We start from the raw sequence: 12,337 nt of genomic DNA, 5'->3' as shown, positions 1-12,337 counted from the left end.
GGTCCTAGTTCTCGGCCGCGCTACTGCGCGGGCTTCACGAGCGGGAAGAGGATGGTCTCGCGGATGCCGAGACCGGTGAGCGCCATGAGCAGGCGGTCGATGCCCAGGCCCATCCCGCCGGACGGGGGCATCGCGTACTCCATCGCGGTGAGGAAGTCCTCGTCGATGCGCATGGCCTCCTCGTCACCGGCCGCGGCGAGCAGGGCCTGCGCCTCGAACCGCTGCCGCTGGACCACCGGGTCCACGAGCTCGGAGTACGCCGTCGCGAGCTCGACGCCGCGCACGTAGAGGTCCCACTTCTCGACCTGCCCGCGCACCGTGCGGTGGTCGCGCGTCAGCGGCGAGGTCTCGACCGGGAAGTCCCGCACGAACGTCGGTGCGACCAGATGGTCTCCCACGAGGTGCTCCCACAGGCCTTCGACGAGCTTTCCGTGATTGACGTTCTTCGGGTCGAAGGAGAGCTCGTGCTTGTCCGCGAACGCCCGCAGCGTCTCGACCGACGTCTCGGGGGTGATGTGCTCGCCCAGCGCGTCCGAGAGCGAGTCGTACATCTTCAGCTGGGTCCATTCCCCGCCGAGGTCGTACTCCGTGCCGTCGGCGAGCGTCACGAGCGTCGTGCCGAGAGCGTCCTGAGCCGCGCGCTGGACGAGGTTCTGGGTGAGCACGGCCATCGTGTCGTAGTCGCCGTAGGCCTCGTACGCCTCGAGCATCGCGAATTCCGGCGAGTGCGTGGAGTCCACGCCCTCGTTACGGAAGTTGCGGTTGATCTCGAACACCTTCTCGACGCCGCCGACGGCCGCGCGCTTGAGGAACAGCTCGGGCGCGATGCGCAGGAACAGGTCGATGTCGAACGCATTCATGTGCGTCTCGAACTGGCGCGCGGCGGCACCCTCCGGACGCGTCTGGAGCATCGGGGTCTCGACCTCGACGAAACCGCGCTCCCAGAAGTTCTCGCGGATCGAGCGCACGACGGCGGCGCGCAGGCGCACGGTGTCGCGTGCAGCCGGGCGGGCGATGAGGTCGACGTAGCGCTGGCGCACGCGCGCCTCCTCCGAGAGCTCCTTGTGGAGCACCGGGAGGGGACGCAGCGCCTTCGCGGCGATCTGCCACGCGTCCGCGAACACGCTCAGCTCGCCGCGGCGCGAGCTGATGACGCGGCCGTGCGCGAACAGGTGGTCGCCGAGGTCGACGTCGGACTTGAACGCCGCGAGCGACTCCTCCCCGACCACGGCCTGGCTGAGCATGACCTGCAGGCGGTTCCCCTCGCCGTCCTGCAGCGTGGCGAAGCACAGCTTGCCGGTGTTGCGCAGGTACACCACGCGGCCGGCGACGCCGACCTCGTCCTGCGTCTCCTCGCCCGTCTCCAGGTGCGCGTACGCGGCACGGACCTCGGCGATCGTGGTCGTGCGCGGCACCGAGACGGGGTAGGGCTCGTCGCCGCGCGCGAGGATCCGCTCGCGCTTCTCGCGGCGGACCTGCATCTGCTCGGGCACGTCGTCGACGTGGTCCTCGGGCTCGGGCACGGCAGGAGAGGGGGTTCCGGCGGGGGAGGTCACCCCTGGATTCTACCGACGCTCCCGCGTCCCCGAGATAGAGCCGTGGTCCGCCGGGGTAGAGCCGTGGTCGTGACCAGGGCTCTACCTCGCGGGACCGGGGCTCTACCTCGCGGGACCGGGGCTCTCCCTCGGCGGGAGGGTGGGGAGGAGGTCGAGCGCGAGGTCGAGGATCGGGGCCGAGTGGGTGAGCGCGCCGACGGACAGGTAGTCGACGCCCGTGCCCGCGACCTCGCGCGCGCGGTCCAGCGTGAGGTTGCCCGTCGCCTCGAGCTCCACCTTCGCCGGGACGCCGTCCGTCCCCTCGCGCGCCCGCACGGCCGCGACCGTGTCGGCGAGCACCGACGTCGGCATGTTGTCCAGGAGCAGGAAGTCGGCGCCCGCCGACAGCGCCTCGAGCGCCTGCGCCGTGGTGTCGGCCTCGACCTGCACGAGCACGTCGGGGAACGCGCTGCGGATCGCCTCGATCGCGGCGCTCACCGACCCCGCGGCCACGACGTGGTTGTCCTTGACCATCGCGACGTCGTACAGGCCCATGCGCTTGTTCGTGCCGCCGCCCGCGCGGACCGCGTACTTCTCCAGCGCGCGCAGCCCGGGGGTCGTCTTGCGGGTGTCGAGCACCTGGGCGCCGGTGCCGGCGAGCTCGCGCGCCCACGCGCGCGTCGCCGTCGCGACGCCCGACGCGCGGCTCGCGAGGTTGAGCAGCGTGCGCTCCGCCGTGAGCAGCACCTGGACGGGGCCGGTCAGCGCGGCGAGGACGCGGCCGCGGCCCACGGCCTCGCCGTCGGACGCGGCGAACGTCACCTCGACGGGCGGGAGGCCGAACCGCTGAGCGACCTGTCGCGTCACCTCCTCGACCACCACGAGGCCCGCGACGACCCCGTCCGCGCGCGCCACGAGGTGCGCGGTCCCGGTGGCCGACGCCGGCACGGTCGCCTGGGTGGTCACGTCGCGCCCGGGCACGGGGCCCAGGTCCTCGTCGAGCGCCCGCGCGACGGTCTCGGCGATCCACGCCGGGTCGAGCCCGGGCTCCACGCGGGACGGGACGGCGGGCGGCGCTCCGCCGTCGGCGGGACGGGCGGGCACGGGCTCGGCAGGGCTGCTCACGGTCCCCCACGCTATCCGCTCGCGTGCCCGCAGCGCGCCGGTGCCCGGCGGCTCCCGGCCGCCGCCCGCTCACGCCGTCGCGCAGGACCGCGATCGTGCAGGACGGCGATCGTGCGAGCCCGCGGTCGTGCAGGCCCGCGGTCGCGAGGTCGCGCGCCGCGCCTCAGCGGACGAGCAGGGTCCCGTCCGCGCCGAGCGAGACGAGCACGCGCCGCTCCCACGCGGGGTCGCTCGCCGGGAAGTCGGTGCGGAAGTGGCCGCCGCGGCTCTCGGTGCGCAGGGCCGCCGCGGCGGTGAGCGCGGTCGCGACCTGGTGCACGTTCGTCGTCTCCCACTCCGCGGCCTGCGGCTGCGCGACGACGTCGCTCGCCTCGTGCGCGTCGGTGCGGACCGCGGCGAGGCGGGCGGCGGCGGCCGCGAGCCCGTCGCCGTCGCGCAGGACGCCCGGGCCCGCGGACGCGATGGACTGGATGCGCGAGCGCGCGGCCGCCGCCACGAGGGCCGACGGCCCAAGACGGTCGACGGGCTCGCCCACCTCGAGCTCGCCCGCGGCCACGCGCTCCGTGATCTGCCGCGCCGCCCGGTGGGCGAAGACGAGCCCCTCGAGCAGCGAGTTCGACGCGAGGCGGTTCGCGCCGTGCACGCCTGTGCACGCGACCTCGCCGATCGCGTAGAGGCCGTCGACGGTGGAGCGACCGTGCAGGTCCGTCACGACGCCGCCCGAGTGGTAGTGCTGGGCCGGCGCCACGGGGACGGGCTCCTCGGTCCAGTCGAGCCCGTTCTCGGCGAGCCGCTCGGTGATCGTCGGGAAGCGCGCGCGCAGGAACTCGGCGCCGAGGTGCCGGGCGTCGAGCAGCACGTGGTCCGAGCCGGTCGCGGCCATCTGCCGCACGATCGCGTGCGCCACGACGTCGCGCGGCGCGAGCTCGGCCATGGGGTGCTGCGCGGGCATGAACCGGTGGCCGTCGGTGTCGAGGAGGATCGCGCCCTCGCCGCGCACGGCCTCGGAGATGAGCGGGAGCTGCCCCTTGGCGCCGAGGCCGAGCCACAGCACCGTGGGGTGGAACTGCACGAACTCGAGGTCGCCGAGCGTCGCGCCCGCGCGCAGCGCCGCGGCGATGCCGTCGCCCGTGGCCTGCGGCGGGTTGGTCGACGAGCGGAACACCTGCCCCACTCCCCCGGTGGCGAGCACGACGGCGCGCGCGAGGACCGCACCGACGCCGTCGCGCGAGCCCTCGCCGCGCACGTGGAGGGTCACGCCGCACGCGCGGGGGGCCCGCTCGCCCGAGGCGTCGGTCGTCAGCACGTCGAGCACGAGCGCGTTCTCGATGACCTCGATGCCCGGGTCCCTGCGTACGGCCTCGAGCTGCGCGACGAGCGCCCGCGAGATCTCCGCGCCCGTGGCGTCGCCGCCCGCGTGCGCGATCCGGTCGGCGTGGTGCCCGCCCTCGCGGGTGAGGGCGATGTCTCCGTTCGCCGCCCGGTCGAAGTTCGCGCCGCGCGCGACGAGCTCGCGCACGCGTGCGGGGCCCTCGGTGACGAGCACCTCGACGGCCGCCGGGTCGCACACGCCGGCCCCTGCGACGAGCGTGTCCGCGAGGTGCGCCTCGGGCGAGTCCTCGGGGTCGAGCGCGGCCGCGATGCCGCCCTGCGCCCAGACCGTCGACCCCGACGACAGCTCGCCCTTGGTGACGAGCAGGACGTGGGGCACGCGCGTGCGCAGCTCGAGCGCGGCGGTGAGGCCGGCGATGCCCGAGCCGACGACCACGACGTCCGCCGTCGTCGTCCACCCCGGTGCGGGGGCGGCGAGGGACCGGGCGAGGTGGGGCGCGGACGCCCCGCCGGACCGGGTCACGCGGGGCGCACCGCGGAGGCCACGCCGCCGTCGTCGACCGCGCCGCGGAACGGGGCGAACGGCAGGCCGCTCGCCTCGAGGCCGTGGCCCGCGGGCACGAGCCCGGGCTCGTCGGAGAGCTCGACGATGCGGTTCTGCTCGTCCACGAAGACGACGTTCGGCAGGTAGGTGCGCGCGTCGGCGTCGTCGAGCATGCCGTAGGCGATGAGGATGACGACGTCGCCCGGACTCACGAGGTGCGCGGCGGCGCCGTTGATGCAGATCTGGCCCGCACCGCGCTCGCCCGGGATGACGTAGGTCGTCAGGCGCGCGCCGTTGGTGACGTCCACGACGTCGACCTGCTGGCCCGGGTAGAGGTCCGCGGCGTCGAGCAGGTCGGCGTCCACGGTGATCGAGCCGACGTAGTGCAGGTCGGCCTGCGTCACCGTCGCGCGGTGGATCTTGCCGATCATCATGGGTCGCTGCAGCGACGCCGGACGTCGCGGCGGGCTCGGCGGGGTCTGCGCGGTCACGCGGTTCCTCCAGGTGCGGGGGCACGGCCCGCGGGGTCCGCCGCCCGGGTCGCGGGCGGCACGATCTCGACGGCCGTGTTGTCGATGAGACGCGTGGTGCCCACGCGTGCCGCCACCAGGAGGAGCCCGGGGCCGACGGCGCCGGGCGCCAGGTCCTCCACGGTAGCGGGATCGACGAGCACCACGTAATCGACGTCAACGCCGTCGGTGGCCTCCAGGATTCCCCGCGCGGCGGCGAGCACGGACGGCGCGCCCTCCCCCGCGGCCGCGGCGTCCCGCCCGGCGCGCAGCGCGCGGCTCAGCGCGAGCGCGTGCTCGTGCTCGGCCGGGGAGAGGTACGCGTTGCGCGACGACCGCGCGAGGCCGTCCGCCTCGCGCACGGTCTCGACCGCCAGGACCTCCACGTCGAGGTCGAGGTCGGCGACCATGCGGCGCACGGCGAGCAGCTGCTGCGCGTCCTTCGCCCCGAACACGGCGACGTCCGGGCGCACGAGGTGGAGCAGCTTGAGCACGACCGTGAGCACGCCGTCGAAGTGCCCCGGCCGCGACGCGCCCTCCAGCACCGTCCCGATGCGCCCCGACGTCACCCGCACGATCGGGCCGTCGGCCGAGCCCAGGTCGGGGTAGAGCTCGTCGACGGGCGGCGCGAACACGACGTCGACCACCGCGTCCGGGCCCGCCGCGGCGAGCAGCGCCACGTCGGCCGCGACGTCGCGCGGGTAGCGCTCGTAGTCCTCGCCGGGGCCGAACTGCAGCGGGTTGACGAAGTCCGTCACGACGACCTGGCCGTCGGAGCCCGCCTCCGCGCGCGCCCGGCGCACGAGCTCGAGGTGCCCGGCGTGCAGCGCACCCATGGTCATGACGACGACGCGGCGACCGTGCGGGTGCTCGGCGCGCCACGCGTCGAGCGCGGTGCGCAGCGCGGCGCGCGTCGTCACGACGGCCGGGGTCCCGGCTGCGGGGGGCCCGGCGTCCGGGCGGGGGGTGCTCGTCATGCTCGTCCTTCGTCGTGCGGGTCCTGCGGGTCGGGCCGGTCCTGCTGGTCGTGCCGGTCCTGCGGGTCGGGCGCGGGCGCGTCGAGCGCGTCGAGGAGCTCGCGGGCCGCGCGCTCGCCGAGCCGGCCGCCCGCGAGCGCGCGGTGCGTCGCGGCGCGGCTCAGCGCCCGGTACGACGGCGGCACGTCCACCGCGTCGCTCGTCGCGGCGAGCGCGTCCAGGGCGGCGAGGTGCTCGCGGACCGTGCCGACGTCGCCCCGCGCCACCGGCCCGGTGAGCCCGAGGAGCGCCCCGGCGCCCGCGCCCGTCCCCGACTCGGCACCCGCGTCGGCGCCTCGCGTCGCGCCGTCGAGGGCGGCCGCGAGGAGCGGCGCGAGCGCGCGCCCGGGCCGGTCGACGCCCGCGGCCTCGAGCGCCTGCGCGGCCTGCGCGACGAGCACGACGAGGTGGTTCGCGCCGTGCGCGAGGGCCGCGTGGTAGAGCCCGCGCGACTCCTCCGCGACGACGACCGGCTCCCCGCCGAGCTCGACGACGAGCGCCTGCCCGATCGGCAGGACCGGGCCGGGCGCGGTGACGGCGAACGTCGTGCCCTCCAGCCGCGCGAGGTCGAGCGACGTGCCGGTGAACGTCATGGCGGGGTGCAGCGCGAGCGGGATGGCGCCGGCGGCGCGCGCCGGGTCGAGGACGGCCGTGCCGTAGCGGCCCGACGTGTGCACGACGATCTGGCCGGGCTGCCACGCCCCCGTGTCGGCGAGGCCGCGGACCAGGGCCGGGAGCGCGTCGTCGGGCACGGCGAGGAGCACGAGCTCGGCACGCTCCACGACCTGCGGGACCTCGAGGACGGGCACCCCCGCGAGGAGCGTCTCGATGCGGTCGCGCGACGCGTCGGACACGCCGCTCGCGCCCACGACCGCGTGGCCGACGGCACGCAGGGCGCTGCCGAGGACCGCGCCGACACGGCCTGCCCCGACGACGCCGACCCCGAGCCGCCCGGGACGGCGAGCCCCCTCCGCGGCGCTCACGCGTTCTCCTCGAGCGGGACGTCGTCGCGGCGCATCCAGAGCTCCGGCCCCGCGTGCGCGCGGGCCTCGCGGGCGCGCTCGGCCTGGGTGTCGAGGAGGCGGGCGGCGTCGCCCGCGTCGAGGTGCCGCACCTGGGGCGAGACCGGCCCGGGCGTCGAGTGCACGGTGAACGACGCGACGTCGAGCCGGCGCTGCAGCGGCCCCTGCTCGAGCCCGAGCGACTGCGTGCGCTCGTGGGGCACGACGACGAGGGTGCGGAAGACGCGCCCGCCGCGCAGCAGGAGCGCGCGGTCGGTGACGCTGAAGCCGTTCCGCCGCCACGCGACGAGGTCCAGCAGGCGCGCGCGGCGCGGGGACGCGACGAAGTGCTGCCCGGCGTCGAGGCCGGACAGGCCCTCGTCGAGCAGGCTGCGGGGGTCGGGCGTGCCGAGGTCCGGCAGCACGAGCCACAGGGCCGCGAGCGCCTCGTCGCGCGTGCCGACGGGCAGGAGCACGCTCGTGCTGTCCGTCCCGTCGGTGCTGACGCCGTAGCCCGCGACGTTGACGTCGACGCGCCACCAGTCAGGACCGCGCCAGAACGGTCCCTGCCGCAGCCGCACGGCCTGGACGCGGCCGGGCGGGATCGTCTGCGAGCGGGTCTCCAGCAGGCCGTGGCGCAGGCGGATGCCGTCGGGCGAGATGGCGGACCGGAAGCCGAACTCCCCCGTGAACCGGGAGAACAGGAACCCGCCGAAGCCGAGCACGGCGGGCAGCGCGCTGAACAGGATCCCGATCTCGCGCGTGCCGACGACGACGCCCGCGATGCCGAGCACACCGAGGACGAGACCGACCGTCGCGCCCGACCGCACGAGCGAGGCGACGAGCCGCCCCGGCCCGACGGCGGTCACCGGCTGCTCGGGCGCCTCGGCGACGAACGACGGCGCGTCCGTCGCGGGGACCGTGACCTCTCCGGCCGGCGTGCCGACGGCGCCGGGCGCACCCGGGACTGCGGGCGCACCGGGGACGCCGGGCGCCGTCGCGGCGGCCGGGCGCTCGCGCGCGACCCGCAGGCCCGCGGCGCGCGCGAGGAGGTCGTTGCGCAGCCGGTTCGCCTCCGCCTCCTTGAGGAAGCCGAGCTTCACGCCCGAGTCCGCTCCCCCGGCGACCTCGAGCTTGAGCTCCGCGAGCCCGAAGAACCGGGCGAGGAGCGGCTGCACGACGTCGACCGCCTGGAGCCGGTCGAGCCGCGCCTTGCGCTGCTGCCGGAACAGCACGCCGGTGCGCAGGTGCACCGACTCGTCGTCGACCGCGTAGCTCGTCATGCGCCACGCGACCGCCGAGTAGCCGAGCCCCACGAGGCCCACCACGAGGATGCCGAGGAGGATCATCCACCAGCGGTCGCCCTCGAGGAGGTTCTCCCCCTCGGGCAGCCCGTTGAGCGTCTGCTGGCCGACGACGACCAGGAGCACCGCGATGACGGTCCAGCCCCGCACGAGCGGGGTGACCGGGTGCACCCGGTGCCACACGAGGTCGTCGGTGGCCGGTGCGTCGTTCACAGGCCCGCCAGCCTCGCCTCGCCGCGCGACGCGAGCCGGTCGCGCAGACGCTCCGCCTCGGCGGGCTCGAGACCGTCGATCGTCGCGTCGGTCGACGCGGACGCCGTGTGGAGCTGGACCTGGGCGATGCCGAGCTTGCGCGCGAGCGGCCCGGCCTGGACGTCGACGTACTGCATGCGGCCGTAGGGCACGACGACGAGCGTGCGGAACATGATGCCGTGGCGGATCAGGAGGTCGTCGTCACGCTCCGCGTAGCCGATCGCGCGGACCTGGCGCGGCACGAGGACGGCCGCCCACAGGCCCAGGAGCGCGAGCACGCCGAGCACGAGCCACTGCCACCAGTGCGGGAAGAGGATCGCGAGCACGACCACGGCGACGGCCGGGACCGCGAGCGTGATGCCCACGGACAGCAGGCGCGCCGTGACGAGCCGCGGCGACACGCGCGTCCACTCGATGCCGGGCGGGTCGAAGGGGCCGGTGCCGCGGGGGTCCTGGTCCCGTGCAGGGTCGGTCATGCGTCGATTCTCCCATCCCGTCCCGGTGCGGACCGGGTCGTGCGCAGGCCGGGGCGGAGGGCGCGTCTCAGGCGGGCGTGCCCGCGCCCGGAGTCTCCGGGTCCTCGCGCGTCACCGAGCCCTCGCGGCCCTCCCGGCCCTCGCCGCGGTCGTCGGGCGGGAGCTGGCAGAACCGCTCGGCCACGAGCCCGACGACGGCCAGCACCACCGCGCACGCGGCGGCCGCCCCGGCCGCGAGGGCCCGGTCGCGGAACGCGTCGATCGAGAGGTCGGGCAGGGCGGCGAGCACCTGCGCGCCGTACCAGCCCGTCAGCAGCGCGCCCGTGAGCGCGGCCGCCTTCGCGAGGACGAACGTGCGCGCCGCACGGATCGCGTCGAGCGACGGACGCTTGCCCTGCTGGTACGCGCGCACCGTCCAGCCCGCCCAGAACACCGCCGCCGCGAGCGCGAGGACGGTGACGTCCACGATCCACGGCACCGCCGGCAGGAGCGTGCCGCGGCTCTGGAGCAGGCGCACGACGAACCACCCGCCGACGGCGGTCGCGACCGCCACGAGCAGCAGGGTGCGGACGGAGGTGCGCCGCATCAGCGCTCGTCGTCGCGACCGTCGCCGGACACCGGCCCGAACGGCGGCCACGGGTCGTTCGCCGGGAGCCCCGCGTCCGCGAGCGGGCCGGGGGCAGACGCCGGTCCACCGCTCGAGACCGGCGCGAACGGCACCGACCGGATGATGTCGTCACCGGACGACGCGGCGTCCGCGGGCGGCTGCGGGTGCGCGGGCTGCGCGGACGGCTGCTGCGGCGCGGCCGGCACGGGCTCGGGCGCGTGGACCGGCGGGAAGACCGGGTGCGCGGGTGCGCCGTGCTCGGGGAAGCGCGCCGCGTCCTGAGCCGGGGCGGGCCCGGCGTCCGGGGCGTGCCCGGCGTCGGGCGACGACGGCACGGGGTGCGACGGCGGCCGGTTCGACGGCCCGGGGAACGGGGCGACGGGGACGCCTGCGTCCTCGCGCGGGTCGAACGAGCCGTCGGGGACGATCGGCAGGGCCGCCCCCTCGGGCGCGACGCCCTCGGAGACGGGCGCGAAGACCGGCCGTGCCGGGAGCGCCTCGCTCGGCGTCACGGTCTGCGGGAGACCGGCCGGCTGCGGCACGACCGCGGCCTGCGGCGGAGCGGCCGGGGGCGCGGGCTCCGGTGCGAGCGGCTGCGGCGGCTCCGCCTGCCGGACGTGCGGCGGCTGCTGCGGCGCGGGCTGCTGCGGGGCCGCGGGCTGCTGTGCGAGGGGCTCCTGCGCGAGCGGCTGCTGCGGCGCCGGGTGCGCCTCGTGCGGCGGCACGGGCTGCTGCGGTGCCGACTGCTGCGGTGCCGACTGCTGCGGTGCCGGGTGCTGCGGTGCCGGCGCGCCGTCGGGGGCAGGCACGTCGCCGCCGGGCGTCACGGGACCGTCGTACGGGGCGACGGGACCGGTGTGCGCCTGCTGGTAGGGGTCGGGCACGTCGACGGGCGCGGGCGGCGGCGCGGCGTCCGTGCTGCCCGTGGTGACGGGCACGGCGCCCGTCGGGTCCGGAGCAGGGTCCGTCAGCCAGTCGAGCGCGAGCCACCGGATGCCGCCGCGGTCGGGCGCGGTCGCGGCGAGGGCCGCGACCGGACCGCCCCCGAGGCCCGGGAGCACCGCGTCCGGATCGATCTGCGACCACGGCTCGAGCACGAACGCCCGCTCGTGCGCGCGGGGGTGCGGCAGCTCCAGGTCGTCGGCGACGGCCGTCAGCGTGCCGTAGACGACGAGGTCGACGTCGAGCGTGCGGGGACCCCAGCGCTCGTCGCGCACCCGGCCGTGCGCCTGCTCGACCGCCTGGCACGCGTGCAGCAGGTCGCGCGCCGACAGGCGCGTGCGCGCGAGGAGGACGGTGTTGAGGTAGTCCGGCTGGTCGGGGCCGCCCACGGCCTCCGTCCGGGCCAGCGGCGAGACCTCCGTGATCTCGAGACCGGAGATCCGGTCGAGGTCCGTGATCGCGTCGCGCAGCGTCTGCTGGGCGTCGCCCAGGTTCGCGCCCAGCGCGAGCACGACCTCGACGAACCCGGCGGGCACGTCGTCCATCCGGTCGTGCTCGACGGGCGCGGCCACCTCCGCGGCGTCGTGCGCCCCGCCGTGGGCCTCGTCGCGCGCCGGGGCGGGCTCGGCCGCGGCGCCGTACGGCAGGGGCTCGGCCTCGGGAGCGGCGCGCTCGACGGGCGCGGCGTCGCCGGGGACGGTCTGCTGCTCGCCCGACGGCGCGCCGGGCGCGACCGGCGGCGCGTCGTGGTGCAGCACGTGCTCGGCGGGGCCGGCCGCGGCCACCGACCCCGCGACGAGCTCGTCGTACGACGCCGCCTGCTGCGGGTGCGGTGCCGCGTCGTCGTGCGCCGGCTCGTCGACGTCGTCGTGCGGGGGCTCCGCGTACGGCGCCTCCCCGTACGGCGCCTCGCCGTACGGTGCCTCCACGTGGGTCTGCTGCTCGGGACGGGCGTCGCCGGGGACGGCGTCGTCCCGGACGGCGGGCGCCTCGCGGGTCGCGTCGAGCGCGTCCTCCGGGGACCCGGCCGCCGTCGCACCGGGCTCGGCCGAGGTCCGCGCGTCCTCGCCCGGGGCACCGGCCGAGCCCGGGAGGATGCTGGGCGGCATGACCTCGGGCGCGGGGGCGAGCGGGGTCCGGTCGTCGGGCGCGGGGACGTCGCCGACGCCGTGGATGAGCGCGGGGGCGACCGATCCGACCGGGATCGGCCCGACGGGCTGCGCGTCGCGCGACCCCTGCTCCCCGCGGCGCGACAGCGGCGCGACGACGGGGACGACCACGCGGTCGCGACGGATGACGACCTCGACGTCCTCGAACGGGACCGTGATCGGCGCCTGCGGCTTGTGCACCGCGACGTCGACCGCGACGACGTCGTCGTGCGTGAGGATCGTCGCGGCGATGCGCTCGGCGACGGTCTCGACGAGGTCGGCGGGCGATCCGGCGAGGACCGCGACGACGTCCTCGGCGACGCCCGCGTAGCTGACCGTCCGGGACAGGTCGTCGCCGCTCGCGGCGGCGCGCGTGTCGAGGTGGAGCACGACGTCGGCCCGGAAGAGCTGGCCCTGCGCCTTCTCGTGCTCGAAGACGCCGTGGTGGCCCGTCGCGCTCAGGCCCGTGAGGCGGATCCGGTCGAACGGCCGTCCGTCCGCGTCGAGGACCGCTCCTGCGAACGCTGTGGTCACGTCGTGCTCCCG

General features: G+C 76.6%; 10 protein-coding genes. All 10 read right to left on the bottom strand.

From position 1 onward, the window contains the following. Positions 1-20: 20 nt before the first annotated feature. Positions 21-1,556: a lysine--tRNA ligase gene (lysS, locus tag RDI86_RS13310; RefSeq protein WP_051027899.1), complete on the bottom strand. Its 1,536-nt coding sequence runs from the start codon at positions 1,554-1,556 to the stop codon at positions 21-23. A 102-nt stretch (positions 1,557-1,658) separates the two neighbouring features. Continuing rightward, positions 1,659-2,588: a carboxylating nicotinate-nucleotide diphosphorylase gene (gene nadC / locus RDI86_RS13305; protein ID WP_083711991.1), complete on the bottom strand. Its 930-nt coding sequence runs from the start codon at positions 2,586-2,588 to the stop codon at positions 1,659-1,661. Positions 2,589-2,823: 235 nt separating this feature from the next. Continuing rightward, positions 2,824-4,515 (bottom strand): L-aspartate oxidase, encoded by a 1,692-nt coding sequence (locus RDI86_RS13300; protein WP_308821569.1) that lies wholly within the window; start codon positions 4,513-4,515, stop codon positions 2,824-2,826. Then, positions 4,512-4,970 (bottom strand): aspartate 1-decarboxylase, encoded by a 459-nt coding sequence (gene panD, locus RDI86_RS13295; RefSeq protein ID WP_051028700.1) that lies wholly within the window; start codon positions 4,968-4,970, stop codon positions 4,512-4,514. The genes RDI86_RS13300 and panD overlap by 4 nt, the downstream gene beginning before the upstream one ends. A gap of 53 nt (positions 4,971-5,023) precedes the next feature. After that, complete coding sequence (panC, locus tag RDI86_RS13290; RefSeq protein WP_308821568.1) at positions 5,024-6,022, bottom strand: pantoate--beta-alanine ligase; 999 nt, start codon at positions 6,020-6,022, stop codon at positions 5,024-5,026. Beyond that, the gene (locus tag RDI86_RS13285; RefSeq protein ID WP_168944582.1) at positions 6,019-7,044 is read right to left on the bottom strand and encodes a Rossmann-like and DUF2520 domain-containing protein; all 1,026 of its coding nucleotides are present in this window, start codon (positions 7,042-7,044) and stop codon (positions 6,019-6,021) included. Before RDI86_RS13285 ends, panC begins: the two co-directional genes overlap by 4 nt. Then, a complete protein-coding gene (locus RDI86_RS13280; RefSeq protein WP_168944583.1) occupies positions 7,041-8,579 on the bottom strand; it encodes a PH domain-containing protein in 1,539 nt (512 codons plus the stop codon). The genes RDI86_RS13285 and RDI86_RS13280 overlap by 4 nt, the downstream gene beginning before the upstream one ends. Beyond that, the gene (locus RDI86_RS13275) at positions 8,576-9,094 is read right to left on the bottom strand and encodes a PH domain-containing protein (protein ID WP_043660504.1); all 519 of its coding nucleotides are present in this window, start codon (positions 9,092-9,094) and stop codon (positions 8,576-8,578) included. The genes RDI86_RS13280 and RDI86_RS13275 overlap by 4 nt, the downstream gene beginning before the upstream one ends. Before the next feature lie 67 nt (positions 9,095-9,161). Beyond that, on the bottom strand, positions 9,162-9,680 hold the full coding sequence (locus tag RDI86_RS13270; RefSeq protein WP_061269263.1) for a DUF3180 domain-containing protein: 519 nt from the start codon (positions 9,678-9,680) through the stop codon (positions 9,162-9,164). Continuing rightward, entirely contained in the window at positions 9,680-12,325 is a 2,646-nt protein-coding gene (folK, locus tag RDI86_RS13265; RefSeq protein WP_308821567.1) for a 2-amino-4-hydroxy-6-hydroxymethyldihydropteridine diphosphokinase, read from the bottom strand. The genes RDI86_RS13270 and folK overlap by 1 nt, the downstream gene beginning before the upstream one ends. Between the last annotated feature and the right edge of the window lie 12 nt (positions 12,326-12,337).

The sequence above is a fragment of the Cellulosimicrobium sp. XJ-DQ-B-000 genome (genome assembly GCF_031119065.1).
Taxonomy (GTDB): domain Bacteria; phylum Actinomycetota; class Actinomycetes; order Actinomycetales; family Cellulomonadaceae; genus Cellulosimicrobium; species Cellulosimicrobium funkei.
Note: the sequence above shows the minus strand (reverse complement) of the source record. Positions and strands in the feature narration are given on the sequence as shown.